At 66.7% G+C, this 15,988-nt stretch carries 18 protein-coding genes; 11 read left to right on the forward strand and 7 right to left on the reverse strand.

Annotated elements, in window-relative coordinates; translation table 11 throughout:
* Nucleotides 1–76 precede the first annotated feature (76 nt).
* Both ACO2Q4_RS01270 and rsmD read left to right on the forward strand, forming a co-directional pair.
* Nucleotides 77–1,276, forward strand: a complete 1,200-nt coding sequence (locus ACO2Q4_RS01270) for an NAD(P)/FAD-dependent oxidoreductase (RefSeq protein ID WP_423316771.1) — start codon at nt 77–79, stop codon at nt 1,274–1,276.
* The gene (gene rsmD / locus ACO2Q4_RS01275) at nt 1,276–1,842 is read left to right on the forward strand and encodes a 16S rRNA (guanine(966)-N(2))-methyltransferase RsmD (RefSeq protein ID WP_311760312.1); all 567 of its coding nucleotides are present in this window, start codon (nt 1,276–1,278) and stop codon (nt 1,840–1,842) included. Before ACO2Q4_RS01270 ends, rsmD begins: the two co-directional genes overlap by 1 nt.
* On the opposite strand, the gene ACO2Q4_RS01280 is transcribed toward rsmD, so the two are convergent.
* Entirely contained in the window at nt 1,839–2,270 is a 432-nt protein-coding gene (locus tag ACO2Q4_RS01280) for an Lrp/AsnC family transcriptional regulator (protein ID WP_311760349.1), read from the reverse strand. The two genes, rsmD and ACO2Q4_RS01280, sit on opposite strands and share 4 nt — an antisense overlap.
* A 144-nt stretch (nt 2,271–2,414) precedes the next feature.
* Between ACO2Q4_RS01280 and ACO2Q4_RS01285 the strand changes: the two genes are divergently transcribed.
* Complete coding sequence (locus ACO2Q4_RS01285; protein WP_423316773.1) at nt 2,415–3,569, forward strand: type III PLP-dependent enzyme; 1,155 nt, start codon at nt 2,415–2,417, stop codon at nt 3,567–3,569.
* 81 nt (nt 3,570–3,650) lie between these two features.
* Nucleotides 3,651–4,670 (forward strand): DUF2235 domain-containing protein, encoded by a 1,020-nt coding sequence (locus ACO2Q4_RS01290; protein ID WP_423316775.1) that lies wholly within the window; start codon nt 3,651–3,653, stop codon nt 4,668–4,670.
* Nucleotides 4,671–4,689: 19 nt separating this feature from the next.
* On the opposite strand, the gene metF is transcribed toward ACO2Q4_RS01290, so the two are convergent.
* Entirely contained in the window at nt 4,690–5,553 is an 864-nt protein-coding gene (metF, locus tag ACO2Q4_RS01295; RefSeq protein WP_311760315.1) for a methylenetetrahydrofolate reductase [NAD(P)H], read from the reverse strand.
* Between the two features lie 90 nt (nt 5,554–5,643).
* Between metF and ACO2Q4_RS01300 the strand changes: the two genes are divergently transcribed.
* From ACO2Q4_RS01300 to ACO2Q4_RS01320, 5 genes are read left to right on the forward strand one after another with little or no spacing between them, the layout of a single operon-like run.
* Nucleotides 5,644–6,603, forward strand: coding sequence for a LysR family transcriptional regulator (locus ACO2Q4_RS01300; protein ID WP_311760316.1), 960 nt, complete (start codon nt 5,644–5,646; stop codon nt 6,601–6,603).
* Between the two features lie 56 nt (nt 6,604–6,659).
* Nucleotides 6,660–7,754: an ABC transporter permease gene (locus tag ACO2Q4_RS01305; protein WP_311760317.1), complete on the forward strand. Its 1,095-nt coding sequence runs from the start codon at nt 6,660–6,662 to the stop codon at nt 7,752–7,754.
* On the forward strand, nt 7,751–8,518 hold the full coding sequence (locus ACO2Q4_RS01310; protein WP_311760318.1) for an ABC transporter ATP-binding protein: 768 nt from the start codon (nt 7,751–7,753) through the stop codon (nt 8,516–8,518). Before ACO2Q4_RS01305 ends, ACO2Q4_RS01310 begins: the two co-directional genes overlap by 4 nt.
* Nucleotides 8,519–8,523: 5 nt before the next feature.
* Entirely contained in the window at nt 8,524–9,825 is a 1,302-nt protein-coding gene (locus ACO2Q4_RS01315) for an MlaD family protein (RefSeq protein ID WP_423316779.1), read from the forward strand.
* 8 nt (nt 9,826–9,833) lie between these two features.
* On the forward strand, nt 9,834–10,466 hold the full coding sequence (locus tag ACO2Q4_RS01320) for an ABC-type transport auxiliary lipoprotein family protein (RefSeq protein ID WP_311760320.1): 633 nt from the start codon (nt 9,834–9,836) through the stop codon (nt 10,464–10,466).
* 45 nt (nt 10,467–10,511) lie between these two features.
* Here ACO2Q4_RS01320 and ACO2Q4_RS01325 read toward each other — a convergent pair whose 3' ends face one another.
* Genes ACO2Q4_RS01325 through ACO2Q4_RS01335 form a run of 3 tightly spaced genes read right to left on the reverse strand, consistent with a single transcriptional unit; the run spans nt 10,512 to nt 12,939 of the window.
* The gene (locus ACO2Q4_RS01325) at nt 10,512–11,612 is read right to left on the reverse strand and encodes a transglutaminase-like domain-containing protein (protein WP_423316781.1); all 1,101 of its coding nucleotides are present in this window, start codon (nt 11,610–11,612) and stop codon (nt 10,512–10,514) included.
* Nucleotides 11,613–11,660: 48 nt separating this feature from the next.
* Nucleotides 11,661–12,383: a sirohydrochlorin chelatase gene (locus tag ACO2Q4_RS01330; RefSeq protein WP_395134497.1), complete on the reverse strand. Its 723-nt coding sequence runs from the start codon at nt 12,381–12,383 to the stop codon at nt 11,661–11,663.
* The gene (locus ACO2Q4_RS01335; RefSeq protein WP_423316784.1) at nt 12,376–12,939 is read right to left on the reverse strand and encodes a DUF4202 domain-containing protein; all 564 of its coding nucleotides are present in this window, start codon (nt 12,937–12,939) and stop codon (nt 12,376–12,378) included. Before ACO2Q4_RS01335 ends, ACO2Q4_RS01330 begins: the two co-directional genes overlap by 8 nt.
* 90 nt (nt 12,940–13,029) lie before the next feature.
* Here ACO2Q4_RS01335 and ACO2Q4_RS01340 point away from each other — a divergent pair, with 90 nt between their 5' ends.
* Complete coding sequence (locus ACO2Q4_RS01340) at nt 13,030–13,539, forward strand: NnrU family protein (protein WP_423316786.1); 510 nt, start codon at nt 13,030–13,032, stop codon at nt 13,537–13,539.
* Here ACO2Q4_RS01340 and ACO2Q4_RS01345 read toward each other — a convergent pair.
* The gene (locus ACO2Q4_RS01345; protein WP_423316788.1) at nt 13,523–14,545 is read right to left on the reverse strand and encodes an NAD(P)/FAD-dependent oxidoreductase; all 1,023 of its coding nucleotides are present in this window, start codon (nt 14,543–14,545) and stop codon (nt 13,523–13,525) included. The two genes, ACO2Q4_RS01340 and ACO2Q4_RS01345, sit on opposite strands and share 17 nt — an antisense overlap.
* 46 nt (nt 14,546–14,591) lie before the next feature.
* On the opposite strand from ACO2Q4_RS01345, the gene mnmD reads away from it, so the two are divergent.
* The gene (gene mnmD, locus ACO2Q4_RS01350; protein ID WP_423316790.1) at nt 14,592–15,269 is read left to right on the forward strand and encodes a tRNA (5-methylaminomethyl-2-thiouridine)(34)-methyltransferase MnmD; all 678 of its coding nucleotides are present in this window, start codon (nt 14,592–14,594) and stop codon (nt 15,267–15,269) included.
* Here mnmD and ACO2Q4_RS01355 read toward each other — a convergent pair.
* On the reverse strand, nt 15,243–15,965 hold the full coding sequence (locus tag ACO2Q4_RS01355; RefSeq protein ID WP_423316792.1) for a rhomboid family intramembrane serine protease: 723 nt from the start codon (nt 15,963–15,965) through the stop codon (nt 15,243–15,245). The two genes, mnmD and ACO2Q4_RS01355, sit on opposite strands and share 27 nt — an antisense overlap.
* Nucleotides 15,966–15,988 lie beyond the last annotated feature (23 nt).

A 15,988-nucleotide genomic window follows, 5' to 3' on the forward strand; every position in this document is an offset into this window, starting at 1 on the left:
GCGCATTCTCCATGAATTGCATCGATGCGGGCCGGACTATAGGCTCTGCGCCTCGGGCAAACCAGTAAGGTAAAGAATGAACATCGTGATCCTTGGTGCGGGGCAGGCGGCTGCCTCGATGGCGGCGAAATTGCGGGCGCTGGGGCATCAGGGCCAGATCACCGTAATCGGGGACGAAGCCGCGCCACCCTATCAGCGCCCGCCGCTGTCCAAGGCCTATCTGCTGGGCGACATGGGGCTGGACCGCCTGACGCTGCGCGGTTCCGAATGGTGGGACGAACAGGGCATCACCCTGCGTCTGGACGAACGCGCGACGGCGATCGACCGCGACCGCCGAGCCGTGCTGACCGACCGTGGCGAATACCCCTATGACGCGCTGGCGCTGACGCTGGGCGCAAGCCCGCGTCGCCTGCCCGACGCACTGGGGGGCAGCCTGCCGGGCGTCCATGTCGTCAGGAACCTGGCCGACATCGCCGCGGTAAAGCCAGCTCTCTTGCCCGGTCGCCGGCTTGTGGTCGTCGGCGGCGGCTATATCGGGCTTGAGGCGGCCGCCGTCGCCCGCAAACTGGGGTTGGAGGTCACTCTGGTCGAGGCCGCACCTCGCATCCTGGGCCGCGTCGCCGCCCCAGAGACCGCCACGATGATCCGCGACCTGCACCATGCGCATGGCGTCGAGATCGTCGAAGGCACTGCGATCGCACGCATCACGGGTGAGGCGCAGGCGGATGGCGTGATGCTGGCCGATGGCCGCCACCTTCCCGCCGATCTGGTCATCTGCGGCATCGGGATCGCGCCGGAAACCGCGTTGGCCGAAGCGGCCGGGCTGGTCCTGGACAACGGCATCGCCACCGATGCGCAGGGCCGGACCTCGGACCCGGCGATCTGGGCGGCGGGCGATTGCGCCAGCTTTCCGGTCCCGGAGGGCCGGATGCGGCTGGAAAGTGTCGGGAACGCCATCGACATGGCCGAGGCTGTCGCCGCGAACATCCTGGGCGTGGGGGCGGATTATGTCCCGAAGCCATGGTTCTGGTCCGACCAGTTCGACGCCAAGTTGCAGATCGCCGGGCTGAACAGCGGGTTCGACCGGGTAGTGACGCGGCCGGGCGCGGGGGCGCATGGCGGCTCGGTCTGGTATTTCCGGGACGGCCGGCTGATCGCTGTCGATGCCCTGAACGACGCCCGCGCCTATATGATCGGCAAGCGCCTGATCGAGAGCGGCAGATCCCCCACGCCCGAGGCCGTGGCCGAAGCCTCCGATCTGAAGGCGCTGATGTGATGCGGATCATCGGGGGCAATCTTCGCGGGCTGAAGCTGGCCGATGTGGGCGAGGGAGACCGCGCCGCGCATCTGCGTCCGACCACCGATCGGGTGCGCGAGTCGATCTTCAACCTGCTGGTCAACGGCACGCATGGCAATCCGATCCCCGGCGCGCGGGTGCTTGACCTGTTCGCGGGCACAGGCGCACTGGGGCTTGAGGCGCTGTCGCGCGGTGCCGCCCGCGTCGCCTTCGTCGATGACGGGGTCACGGCCCGTGCGCTATTGCGCGAAAACATCGAAAAGGCCCGCGCCATGGGTGTCACCGATGTCTGGCGGCGCGATGCCACCGACCTTGGCATCAATCGCAGCCCCGGCTTCGATCTGGTCTTTCTGGATCCGCCCTATGGCAAGGGGCTGGGGGAAAGGGCGCTGGCCACCGCATTGGCCGGTGGGTGGATCGCGCCCTCTGGCATGGTCGTCTGGGAAGAAGCCGCGCCCCCTCCGCCGGTCGAGGGGCTGGAACGGATCGACCAGCGCAAATATGGCGATACCGTCATCACGCTGCTGCGCCCCGCCCAACCCTAGGTCGCGCGGTCCAGCTTGGTCGACAGGTGGATCAGACTTTCGCTTGACCTGACGCCCGTCAGACTGCCGATCTGATCCAGCACATCGTCAAGCTGGCTGGTCGAAGTGGCGGCAAGTTGCAGCAAAAGATCGACGCGTCCGCTGGTGGTGTGGACGCGCTCGACCTCGGGCAGGCTGCGCAACCGGGTCAGGATCGCGCCTTGCGAGCGCGGCTCGATCGTCAAAAGGCAGGTCGCACGGATCCGGTTTTCGCGCGCGGCATCGCCAAGTCGCAGCGTATAGCCGGCAATCGCGCCCGAGGTTTCCAGCCGTTCCAGCCGGGCCTGCACGGTCGACCGCGCGACTTTCAGGCGCCGCGCCAGTACCGCCACCGATTGCCGCGCATCCTGCGCAAGATGGGCCAGAATGCCCCGGTCAAGCTCGTCCAAATCCAGTCCTGTCATATTGCTTCATTCTTCGTCGATTTAACCGATCTGGTGCCCGATTGCACCCTTTTCATTGGTCAAATCGAACGAGGCAGGGTGCATGATGACCCTGCTGCCGCGCCCGATGCCAAGTGGAAGGACTTGCCAATGGGACTGACTGAGCGCAACGGACCCAAGGCCGCGTGGGAAAACCCGGCCCAGATCATCCGTGTCCTGGCCCCCGAAAATCCGGTCATGGTCTTTGATGCGGCGCGGCTGCGCCGGGTCGCAAGACGCTTCCTGAAGGGGTTTCCGGGCATGGTCACCTATGCCGTCAAGGCTAACCCGGACGAGGCCGTCATCCGCACGCTGATCGCCGCAGGGATCAGGGGCTTCGACGTCGCCTCTCCCTACGAGATCGACCTGATCGGCCGGCTGTCTCCCCAGGCGGCGCGGCATTACCACAATCCCGTTCGGTCGCAGATGGACATCGCCCATGCCGTCGGGGCGGGGGTGCGCTGCTGGTCGGTGGACAGCCTGACGGAACTGCACAAGCTTTTCGACCGCGTGCCCGCTGAGGGATGCGAGATTTCCGCCCGCTTCAAGGCGCAGCTTCCGGGCGCGGCCTATGACTTCAACTCGAAATTTGGCGCTTCGCCCGAAGTCACGGCGGAATTGCTGCGCCAGATCGCCGGACGGGGGTATGTCCCGTCGCTGACCTTTCATCCCGGGACTCAATGCAGCGACCCCCGCGCGTGGGAGGCCGGGATCCGCGCCGCCGCCGTAATCTGTCGCGAAGCCGGGGTCAGGGCGCGGCGGCTGAATCTGGGCGGAGGCTATCCCTCGCATCGCACTGGGCGGGCGCCGGACCTGACGGCGATCTTTCACGCGATTGCGGGGGCCACGGCCGCCGCCTTCGGCTCCGATCCGCCCCAACTTGTCTGCGAGCCGGGACGCGGGCTTTGCGCGGATGCGTTTTCGCTGATCACCCGCATCAAGGCCGTACGTGACGGCGGCGACATCTTCCTGAATGACGGCACCTATGGCGGGCTGTCCGAACTGCCGGTGATGGGCAACCTGACGCGTCTGGACCTGCTGACCCCCACCGGCGAACGCCGCATGGGGGCGCTGCGGCCCCGAACGGTCTTTGGACCCACCTGCGACTCGATCGATCGCCTGCCGGGTGAATTGCCCCTGCCCGAGGACGTGGCAGAGGGTGATTATCTGGTCTTTCACGGGGCAGGTGCGTATTCCACCGTCACCAATACCCGCTTCAACGGCTTTGGGCAGATGCAGCACCTGTCTGTTAGGACAGTTTTGTAATCCCGCAATTTTCGCGTCGTATTTCCATGCTAGCGTCCGGCCATGGACCACGATTGCGCATCAATCTGCCAGGTGGTGCTGATGGACGGCACCTTCGCCTCTCTCACCGAGGGCAGGAAGTCCTCGATTGCGCGCATCCATGCGATGTTGTCGGGCGAACAGGGCGCGGTCCCGGCGCGGGTTCAGCTTCACTATGCTCCCGGCCAGCAATGGGCGGCGTGGCGCACCCTGCCGCAACTGGTCAGCGGGCAGTCTCTGGACCAAAATATTCATGCCGCATATGCTTGGCTCGCCCGGCATTGGCGGCCGGGGAACCCGCTGTATTTCTTCGGCTATTCCCGTGGTGGCATCGGGGTCTGTGCGCTGGCCGACATGATCGAGCGCCTTGGCCTGCTGAAGCCTGAACATGCCAGCGACACGAATATCGGCGCGGTCTGGGATCTGTACCGCCACGGTCGTGGGGCGGTACCAGGACCGGGCCTTTGTCATCCCGAGGTGCCGATCCGCATGGTCGGTCTTCTTGACACGGTGATGTCGCTGGGGGTGCGTCTGCCCTTTCTCTGGACAGTATCCGAGCCGGGCTTCGACTATGCCAAGGGGTGTCTTGCCGGCAATGTGCAGCAGGGCGTTCATGCCCTGGCGCTGGACGAGACGCGACTTGCCTTTGCACCGATCCTGTGGGGCGGGGCCGGCCAAAGGGCCGAACAGGCGTGGTTCCGCGGCTGTCACGCGGATATCGGCGGGCAGTTGGGCGGCCATGAATTTGCCCGCCCGCTGGCGAATCTGCCGCTGGTCTGGCTGATGTCGCGGGCCGAGGAGGCAGGGCTTCCCCTGCCGGACGGTTGGCGGCGACACCATCCCTGCGACGTGGACGCGCCGCAGCTTGGGTCATGGCACAGCTGGGGCAAGGCATTCCTGATGCGCGCGCCGCGACGCGCGGGGCTGGACGGGACCGAGACGATCCACCATTCGGTTCCGCAGCCCTATTCCGGCCCGGCCGAACTTGGCGGCAACCTGGCCGGGGCCGTGCCGGAACCCTCGTCCCGGCGCCTGCGCCCGTGGCCGTCGCGGGGCGGAACCGACAACTCGGCGACCGCCTGAGGGCGCGAGCCGCTCAGCGTCAGGCGACGTGGGGCAATTCCCCCCGCGGCGTCAGACCAAGTGCGCCACAGACCTTCAGCACCAGCTCGGGCTTGTTCAGCGTATAGAAATGCAGCTTGTCGACGCCGCCTTCGACCAGTTGCTCGCACAGCCGCACGCAGACATCCAGGGCAAGGCGCGCTTCGCCCTCTTTCCCGGCTTGGGCAAAGGCCTCTTCGGCCCATGCCGGGACCGAGGTACCGCAGCGTTCGGCAAAACGACGTGCCCCGGCCCAGCTTTGGATCGGCAGGATGCCGGGAATGATGGCGGCCGTCACGCCCGCGCGCTCGCACTGGTCACGGAAACGGAAGAACGTGTCCGCATCGAAGAAGAACTGCGTGATCGCGCTGCTGGCCCCGGCATCGGACTTGCGCTTCAGCCAGGCCACGTCGGCGAGGGTGTCGGGGCTGTCGGGATGCGGTTCGGGATAGGCGCCGCAGCGGATGGTCATGTCGCCGCGCGCGGCGATCGCCTCGATCAGCTCGACCGAATTCGCGAAACCGTCCTCATGGGGTGTGAAGCGGGCCTGACCCTGGGGCGCGTCGCCGCGCAGGGCCACGATCTCATGAACACCGGCGGCCGCATAATCCGCGACGATCCGCAACGTTTCTTCGCGGGTCGCGTCGACGCAGGTCAGGTGGGCCGCGACGTTCAGGCCGTAATGGCTGGCAAGGGCGGTCACCGCCTCGTGCGTCAGCTGGCGGGTGGTGCCGCCCGCGCCATAGGTCACCGAGACGAAATCCGGGCCCAGTGGCGCAAGCGCGCGGGCCGTGTCCCACAGCCTGAACGACTGGTCCAGATTCCGCGGGGGGAAGAATTCGAAGCTGACGGCTGGGGTGATCATGACGGTGTCCTTTTCTGTCGGGGCTTGTGACATGACACGGGACGTGAGACAAATTCATAATCCTCAAGATCGTGATGAGTTTCATTCAAGATGCACCTTGAGCTTCGCCACCTTCGCAGCCTGCGCGCCATTCATGAACAGGGCGGCCTGGCCCGCGCGGCCGAGATCCTGAACCTGACCCAATCGGCGCTGTCCCACCAGATCAAGGCGCTGGAGGAACAGGCGGGGGTCGAGCTGTTCCTGCGCAAGACCAAGCCCCTGCGCCTGTCCGCTGCCGGGATGCGGCTTTTGCGCACGGCCGAGCAGGTGCTGCCGCTGATCGATTCCGCCGAGGCCGAGTTTCGCGCGGTTGAGTTGGGCCGCGCCGGACGGTTGCATGTCGCGATGGAGTGTCACCACTGCTTCGACTGGCTGCTTCCCGTGCTGGACCAGTTCCGCCGCGCCTGGCCCGAGGTCGATCTGGACATCCGCACCAGCCTGGCACTGAAGGCGCTGCCCGCGCTGGTGCGGGGGCAGGTGGATCTGGTGATCTCGTCCGATCCCGAGGAAATGCCGGGCGTCACCTATCAGCCGCTTTTCGACTATGCGCCGACGATGGTGGTGCCCGCGAACCATCCTCTGGTCGCCAAGGGCTATGCCGATCCCGCCGATCTGGCGGGAGAGACGCTGATCACCTATCCGATGGATCGCGCACGGCTGGACGTTTTCTCGCAATTCCTGGACCCGGCGGGGGTAACGCCCGCGCATCACCGGCAGGTCGAACAGACCGCCGTCGCGCTGATGCTGATCGCTTCGGGGCGGGGGGTCGCGGTGATGCCCGACTGGGTGCTGCGCGCGCAGGCCGGCAATCCCGAACTGGCGCTGCTGCCGCTTGGACCGGACGGCATGCTGCGTCGCCTGTATGCCGCGCTGCGCGAAGATGACCTGTCGCAACCCTACATGGCCCATGTCCTGCGGCTGGTCAGGACTGAGCCGGTGCGGATGATGCGGGGCCTGTCCTATGCCCGGACCACACGTCGGATGCCCGAGGATGGCCGCGCAGGGGTTTGACATTGCGCGACAATCGCCCGATGAATCGCACTCGTCCCCTCGCGTCCGGGATTGCCATGAACGATCTTTCGCAGGACCAGAACCTTAGCGTCGAGCTTTCCGGCGACAGCCTGCGGCTGGGCGGATCCTTTACGGTCTGGACCTTGCCCCAGCTTGCGGCGCCGGTTCCCGCATTGCGCCGCATCGACCTGTCGGGACTGACCCGGCTGGATACCGCCGGGGCGAATTACCTTGCCGGTTGCGCCGCGCAGGGCATCGCGATCGAGGGGCTCAGCGAGACGCAGGCGAAGCTGGTCGACACGGTCGCCGCCGCGCGCCCGGTGCCGGATGCCGAACGCAATGCGCCGCGCGGCTGGCACGCGCTGCTTGAGGGGATCGGCCGCGGCGTCGTGGGTGCGCTGATCTTTTTGCGAGAGATCGCGGAATATCTGGGCCGCTTCCTTGCCGCGCTGGGGCGCGCGATCCTGCATCCGACGGATTTCCGGCTGACCTCGCTGGTGCATCATTGCCAGGAAACCGGCTTGCGCGCGGTGCCCATCGTCGCGCTGATGTCCTTTCTGATCGGGGTTGTGCTGGCCTTTCAGGGCGCGGCGCAGCTCAGCCAGTTCGGGGCCGAGATCTTCGTGGTCGAACTGATCTCCATCTCGATCCTGCGCGAGCTGGGCATATTGCTGACCGCGATCATCGTTGCGGGGCGAACCGCATCGGCGCTGACCGCCTCGATCGGGTCAATGAAGATGCGCGAAGAGATCGACGCCATGCGCACGCTGGGCATGGACCCCGACATGATCCTGATCCTGCCGCGGGTGCTGGCGCTGATCATCACGCTGCCGATCCTGGGCCTGATCGCCAATATCGCGGGCCTGATCGGCGGGGCGATCATGTGCTGGATCGAGCTGGGCATCTCGCCTTCGATGTTCCGCTATCGCCTGATCTCGGAAACCGGGGTCGAGCATGTGATCGTCGGGTTGAGCAAGGCCCCGGTCTTTGCGCTGGTGATCGGCGTGATCGGCTGCCACGCGGGAATGAAGGTCGGCAAGGACGCGGAATCGCTGGGCGCCCAGACCTCGAAGGCGGTGGTCAACGCGATCTTCGCGGTGATCGTCATGGACGCGCTGTTCTCGATCTTCTTTGCCGAGGTCGGGTTGTGAGCGCGAATGTCATCGAGGTCAGGGGCCTGCGCACCCAGTTCGGCGATCATGTGGTGCATGAGGCGCTGGACCTGGACCTTCGCCGGGGCGAGATCCTGGGCGTGGTCGGCGGATCGGGGACCGGAAAATCGGTCCTGTTGCGCACCATCGTCGGGCTGATCCGTCCCGCAGCCGGAACCGTCAGCGTGCTGGGACAGGATGTCCGCCAACTCAGCGGACCCGCGCGTGAAGCGTTGGAGCGGCGCTGGGGCGTCATGTTTCAGGACGGCGCGCTGTTCTCGGCCCTGACGGTGCAGGAAAATGTCGAGGTGCCGCTGCGCGCGGTCCCCGGCCTGGACGATGCCCAGCGGCAGGCTTTGGCGCAGTTGAAGGTGTCGATGGCGGGCCTGCCCTGGAGTGCGAATGCCAAGTATCCGGCTGACCTGTCGGGCGGAATGAAAAAGCGTGCGGGACTTGCGCGCGCGCTGGCGCTTGACCCCGAGATCGTCTTTCTGGACGAACCGACCGCCGGGCTGGACCCGATCGGCGCCGATGCCTTCGACCGGCTGATCGTTGCACTGCGGGATGCGTTGAACCTGTCGGTGTTTCTGGTCACCCATGACCTTGATACGCTTCACGCCTGTTGCGATCGCATCGCGGTCCTGGCTGAGAAGAAGGTGCTGACCACCGGAACGATGGCCGAGATGCTGGATGTCCAGCATCCTTGGGTCCACGAATATTTCCACGGCCCCCGTGCCCGTGCCGCCGTAGCCGACAAGGAGTAGACAGGATGGAAACCAAGGCCAATTTCGTCCTGATCGGTGCCTTTACGCTGGCGGGTTTCCTGGGCCTGCTGGCGTTTACGATGTGGTTTGCCAAGCTGGAGCTGAATCGCCAGTTCGCCTATTACGACGTCTATTTCCCCGAGGTATCGGGCCTGGGCGTGTCGTCCGAGGTGACGTTCGCGGGCCTTTCCGTCGGAAAGGTCGTCGAGATGCGCCTGTCCCAGGATGTGAACGGTGCCGTTCGCGTGCGTGTCGAGGTGGCCGAGGACACGCCGATCCGCACCAATTCCCGCGCCTCGATCGAGATCCAGGGCGTAACCGGGGTGACGAACGTGGCGATCACCTCGGGCAGTCCCGATGCGCCGCTGCTGCGCGAGGTCAATCCTGACGAGGTTCCGGTGATCCTTGCGAACCGTTCGGCCCTTCAGACGCTGAGCGATCAGGGCCCCGAGATGATCTCGCGGTTGAACACCGTGGCCGAGCAGATGACCCACCTGCTGGGCCAGGACAATCAGGACAGGGTGCGCAGCATCCTGGATAATGTCGAACGCTCCAGTTCCAATCTGGACCGCGCGCTGTCCGATGTGACCAAGGCCACCGATTCCATCGCTGCGGCGGCCAGCGACATTTCCGCCTTCGGGAACCGGCTGGACAGTCTGGGCGAGGCCGCCGAGAAAACGCTGGGGAACGCCGATGACGCCTTTGCCCGCTTCAACCAAAGCGCGGACAAGGCCGATCGCGCGCTTGACGCGGGCACCGCGGCACTGGACGAGGTCCGCGGCTATGTCTCGGGCGATCTGCGCGGCCTGACGCAGCGGCTGGACCAGACGGCCGCCACCCTGCAGGCAGACGTGGCGCGTCTGGGCGAGCGAAGCGGGCAGACGCTGGACAAGCTGGACGCGGCGCTGGATGTCGGCGGGCGCACCCTTGCATCGGCCGAGCGCGCCTTTGACGGCGCCGACCGCATCATCAACTCTGAGGTCGGGCCAGTTGCGGCCGACCTGCGCGCCACGCTGGCCCGCTTCAACGAGACGATGGAGCGCGTGACCGAGGACATTCCCGCCATCACCGCGAAGCTGCGCGATGCCGCCGACAGTGCCGATGGCGCCTTTGCCAGCCTGCGCACAATGCTGGACGGGGCGCGCGCGCCGGTCCAGAGTTTCACCCGTGACGCGCTGCCGCAGATCTCGCGCATGACGACCGAATTGCGCGATCTGGTCCGCAATGTGAACCAGCTTGTGACCGCCCTGCGCCGCAACCCGGCGCAGATCATCACCGGGCCCAAGACGCCCGAATTCCGCCGCTGAGAGGTGCCATGACCCGCCTGACGACCCTGACCCTGCTGGCCGCGGTGATGCTGTTGCCGGGATGCGCTGCGATCTCGGCCCTGTCCGGGGGACCGAACCGCGACGTTTTCGAGCTGCGCCCGCTGTCGGACGCGTCGAAAACCTGCGGCCGCGGCAGGATCGCCGAACTGGTGATCGAGGAGCCGAAGGCCCGTGGGACCCTGAACACCGAACGGATCATGATCCGACCCTCGGCCCTGCAGACGCAATATCTGCCGGATGCCCAATGGGGCGACACCGTCCCGGTCACGCTGCAGAACCTGCTGGTCCGCGGCTTTGGCACCTATGACGTCTTCACCCATGTCGGGCGCGCGCCGCTGGGTGCGGCCGGGGATTATGCCCTGATCAGCGAGATCAACGATTTCAACGCCGAGGTCTCGGGCAAGGGCGCCATCGTCAAGCTGTCGGTCAATGCCCAGCTCGTCAACGAGATGAGCGCGACGGTCGTGGCGCGGGGGCAGTTCAGCGCCTCGGCCCCGTCGCCATCGACCCGCACGGACGACCTGATCCCGGCTTTCGATGCGGCGGGCCAGCAACTGCTGGCGCAGATGACGGATTGGGGCCTGCGCGGCGTCGGGGTCAATCCCGGCAATTGCCGCTGAGGGGTGAGAATGGGGAAGCCCCGGTCGGGGCTTCCCGGATTCGGGTCAGGCTTCGACCGCGGTGATTTCATAGACGAAGGACTTCGCGTCCAGTTCGTCCACCACCTTGTCGCCGATCGTGGCCTGCGGATACATCATGAAGGGCAGGATGCCGTCGCGGCCGGGCAGGCGCAGATCCTCGGCCGTGTTATAGGCGACCCAGTTGCCTTCCCAATTGCCGAACAGCGCCGTATCGACCTGCGCGACCAGCGGATCCTTGGGATCCTTGATCCAGGTCTCGGTCTCGGCGCGCATGACCTTCAGGACGTCGGCGGGGTCCATCGCCACCCAACCGTGACCGGACAACCAGACCTCGGCCCGGCAATGCTGGGCGCCGGTGATCTTGTCGCTGTTCGCGCCAAGCTGCTTGTAGCCGAAGGCCGAGGGCGCGACGCGGACCCCGAACACGTCCCGCGCCGGCACGCCCGAGGCGCGGGCCAGCCCGACGAACAGCCCGTTCAGATCGGCGCATTTTCCGCCCAGTCCGGCGGTGGTCAGCGTGGCCACGTTGTTGCCCGGACCGCAGCCCGGCGTGTCCATGTTGCGATAGCAGTTCGAGACGATCCAGGCATAGATCGCGCGCACCTTGTCGACATCCGTGGTGGCACCGGCGGTGATCTTCTGCGCGGTTTGCGCGACGATCCCGTCCAGCGGCTTCTGGGTCGAGGCCTTCAGCGCCGCCCGCAGTACTTCGGGATCTTCGGACACGTCCGAACTTCTGGACCAGTCGATGGTGCGATTTCGGGTCTCGAACCGGCTGACCAGTTCAAGATGCGGCGCGCCGCCGCCCTCGAAGGTCGCGTGCAGGAATTTCGCGCCGCTCGGATCGGTGACCAGCCGGGCCGCTGTGGCGTTGCCCGTCCAGTTGTCGTCAAGGCTGCGCTGGTAATCCGTGGTCAAAGACGGAACCGGCAGCCAGACCTGCGCCGGTCCCTGACCCTGCGGTAGATCGATCACGGTGCGGGTCTGGAATTGCCGCCAGTCCGAGGTGGCGGGGGCATAGGGCCGGTCGCCCGCGAGCGCCCGGCGCGCGAACCCGCCCAGCATCGGCGTGGCTCCGGCAAGTAGCGCCAGTTTCAGGATATGTCGACGAGAGCTCGCGATCATGGGCTAACCTTTCATCAGGGTTGCGTAACGGCGGAACTTCGACCCAGCCTAGTCCCGATGGGGCCGTGTCTCAACATCGCATTCGGGATCGCCAAGCGCCGCGCTGACGGTTTTCGCGATCATCGCCGGAACGGTGGGCGACATGCCCACCGGCTGCAGCACGCGTCCCGCAAAGCCCGCCTTGGCCAGAGCGGCGGGCAGGTCGTCCGTCACATGTTCGGCGCGGGTCGCGAAAAGTGGCAGGCAAAGACTTTGCGCGGGCAGGTCGCGCGCGGCATCGGCCAGGAACGGCGCCTCCTCGATGAAGCCGCAAGAGGTGCGGGCGCAATGTGGTGCCAGCGCCCCGGCCATCGCCTGCGCGGCCGAGGCGGGTGCGCGCGAACGGCCCGATCCATGCGCCGCGATCAGCACATGGGTTCGCGGCAGGGACCAGCCCTGATCCGACGCGGCGGCGGCGAGCATGCCAAGACACAGGTCGGGCAGGCCGGGATCGCTGCCGAACGGGGGCAGGATCCGGGCCTGATCCGCGCCGCAAAGCGCCAGCCTGCGCGGCAGTTCGCTGCGCGTGAACCAGCCCTCGGCCATGAACATGGGATAGACGAGATGGTCGTTTCTGGCCACGTCCAGCGCGCCGGGCATGGCAAGTGTCGCGCCCCGGACGCGGATCCCGGAAAGCCGGGCCGCGACTTTGGCCGCCAGATCCTCGACCGCCGCCTGTTGCGGGCCGGGATCGCCCGGCTGGCCGTGGGCGACGATCAGGACCTCAGGCACGGAAGGCGGCGGCGAAGGGCTCGGGGATGGCGAAGGCCGTCAGCGCCAGCGCGCGCGCCGTGGCTGACATCTTTCGCGCCGTCTTTTCGACGATCCGCTGCAATTCCGCGGGATCGCGCCCTTCGGCAAAGGGGCCAAGATACCAGCGGATGAAGGTGAAGCAGGCGACGTCCTCCATCGCCTGAACCTCGTCATCGCGCTTGATCCCCTGCTTGGTCAGCATCCGTTCGACATGGGCGATGTCATCGGCACCATAGCCCGCCTCGCGCATGATGCCTGCGACGCGCGCGGCATGGCGGCGGCCCTGTTCGGTGCGCCAGGCCAGATAGCCGGGCCTGTCCATCGGGTAATCGCTGCGCGGCAGGGACCAGCGCTCGATATGCTGGCCGCGGCAGGCGATGCGCAGCGGTTCCGAGGCCGCGGGATACAAAGCCTCTTGTTCGGCGCTCATCCGGCGGCCGTATAGCAGCGCCTCGGGCTGGCCGTCGGTTGTCAGGGTCGGATCGGCGGAATTGGCCTTGTCGATGGCGTCGAAAGCGGTCTGAAGGCGGGTCATGGGCATCCTCTTTTGCCACCATCATGGCGCAGGCATCTGCGGCGTCAACGCGCATTGCCGCAGCGCAGGCCCAAGGCTAGGGTCGCGGGCATGGATTGGACAGAATTCGCATTGGCCCTGGCGGTCTTTCTTGGATCGCATGTGATCCCGATGCGCTTTCGTGCGCCCTTGATCGCGCGACTGGGGCGCCGGACCTATCTGGTCGGCTACAGCCTGCTGTCGCTGGCGCTGCTTTACTGGCTGATCCTGGCCGCCGGTCGCGCCCCCTTTGTCGAACTGTGGCCGCAGCAGCTCTGGATGCGCTGGCTGGTCAATATCGCGATGCCTGTCGCGATCGCGGCGACCTGCCTTGGCGGAATGGCCGGGTTGATGGCGGGGCTGACGCTGTGGGCCGGAACGCATCTTCTGGCCAATGGCGATCTTGCCCATGCCGTGCTGTTCGGCCTGCTGCTGGCCTATGCCCTGTTCGGGCTGTCCATCGGTCTAAGAAAGGGCATCGCGATCCGGACCGGGTGGCAGCGCATCGTCGCGGTGCCGTTCATCTGGGCGGCGCTGCTGCATCTGCATCCGTTGCTGATCGGGGTCAGTCCGCTGCCATAGGCTCGGGCGGGCGAAATCCTTCGGGAATCCGGTCGTACCCATCAAGGATCAGATCCGCCAGCATCCCGGCCGCCGAGGGGGCCATGGCAAGGCCGATCTTGAATCCCCCGTTCGCCACATAATGGCCGGGACGTCCCGGCCAGGGGCCGACGATCGGGGCGCGGGACTTGGCGCGGGGCCGAATGCCCGCCCAGCGATCGACGACCGGCGCATCGGCAAGGGCGGGGCACAGCGCCCGTGCCTTGTCGATCAGCGCGTCAAGCTGCGCGTCCGTTCCCGTATCCGTCGCATCGCGTTCCGAGGTCGAGCCGACGGCGACGGTCCCGTCCGCATGCGGAACGATATGCAGACTGTCGGCAAAGACCTGCGGCTGGTCGGCCATGTCAAGCGCCAGCAGCGCCGACTGGCCCTTGACGCCGTTCCCGCCAAAGGGTTGCAGCCCTGCGACGCCGGTTGCCCAGATCGCGGGACGATCGGGGGCGGGGGTTCCCTCGACAATCTCGCCGCCTTTGGCGCGGATGGCTGCGGCCAACGCCTCTCCGGCGCGACGCGGGCTGATCCGCGCGGTCAGCCGGTCCACCAGCCACAACCCCGTGGCCGAGACAGGCACCAGTCCCACCTGTGGCAGGTCGGTCAGCTCCATCCCCGCCCAACCGGGCCAATGGGCGCGCGCCGCCTCGATCCGGTCGCGCATCCGCTCTTCGGCACCGGGGGGAACGGGCTGGATGCGCCCCGTCCGGGCATAGCCGGGATCTGTTCCACCCGCCGCGGCGACCTCGGCCCACCAATCGCTGGCGGCGATCAGGGCCTCAAGCTGGGTCTGCTTCTTGTCGTTCCAGTTTTCGGGGGCATGGGGTGCCAGTGCGCCGACATGCCCGCCCGAGGCGCCGGCGCCGATCCGCACCGCCTCGAACACCTGCACCGGCTGGCCGCGGCGCAGCAGTTCCCACGCGCAGGCCAGCCCGAAGACGCCCGCCCCCGCGACGGTCAGTTTTGCGCTTGCCATCCGGATACCCCATGTAGCATCTGCCCCGGTAAAGGAGTTAGCGCGGATGAACGATCCCGACCAGAGCAGTGCCGACCTTGATTGGCGCGACGGCGCGATCCCTGTTTCTCGCCGCTTCGACGATCCCTATTTCAGCCTGAATGGCGGGTTGGACGAGACGCGCCATGTCTTTCTGGCGGGAAACGATCTGCCCGGCAGGCTGGTCCCCGGCTTTCATGTTGCCGAACTGGGATTCGGCACCGGACTGAACCTGCTGGCGCTGGCGCAGGTGGCGACCGATCCTGTTCGCTTCACCAGTTTCGAGGCGTTTCCAATGGACCCCCAGGAGCTGGCGCGGGCCCATTCCGCCTTTCCCGAACTTGCGGCGCTGTCTGCGCAGTTGCGCGACGGCTGGCCCCGCCGCCGCTTTAGCGTGGGCCAGGTCGAGGCCGAGATCATCGAGGGCGATGCCCGCACGGCGCTTCCCGCCTGGACGGGCAGGGCGGATGCCTGGTTCCTGGACGGCTTCTCTCCCGCCAAGAACCCCGAGCTTTGGGGAGAGGACCTGATGCGGCAGGTGGCGCTGCATACCGCTCCGGGGGGCAGTTTCGCGACCTATACCGCTGCCGGCCATGTCCGGCGCGCCTTGGCCGCTGCGGGCTTTCAGGTCAGCCGGGCCCAGGGGTTCGCGGGCAAGCGCCACATGAGCAGGGGGACGCTAGCGCCTGACCTCGGGGATGCGTGAGGGCGCATAGCTGGCCGCCTGATGCGGCGGCCGCCCGCGCGTCGCCCCCCAGAAGGCAGGTCCGCCCCGGCGCAGAAAAACCGGCAGCGTCAGCAGGACTCCCGCGATGAAACCCGCGGCATGGGCGATATAGGCGACGCCGTCCTCTTGCTGCAGCAGCGCGCCCGACACCAGTTGCAGGCCGAACCACGCCAGCAGCAGCACCCAGGCCGGGATGGTGAAGCGCTTGAAGAAGATGATGATGATCGCGATCACATCGACGCGGGCGCGCGGGAACAGCAGAAGATAGCCCCCCATCACCCCCGCGATCGCGCCCGAAGCCCCGACCATGGGCACGGCGCTTTGCGGATCCGCCAGCACCTGCCCCCCTGCCGCCGCAAGGCCGCAGGCAAGGTAAAAGACCAGGAATCCGACCGGACCCATCTGGTCTTCCAGATTGTCGCCAAAGACCCACAGGAACAGCATGTTCCCCGCGATATGCATGATCCCGGCATGCAGGAACATGTGCGTGATCAGTCCCCACATCCAGAACCCTTGCGAAACCGCCGCCGGGTAAAGTGCAAGCCGGTCCCAAAGCCCGGACATCCCGCCCAGCCAGGGTGCGGTCAGCAGGAACATGACAAGGTTCAGGATGATCAGCGCATTGCGGACATGGGCCGGATGCTCGGACGGGTTGTGGTCACGGATCGGAAACATCTGCGGGGCGGCCTTTCACGTCT

The organism is Paracoccus sp. KR1-242 (assembly GCF_049446195.1).
Lineage (GTDB): Bacteria > Pseudomonadota > Alphaproteobacteria > Rhodobacterales > Rhodobacteraceae > Paracoccus > Paracoccus broussonetiae.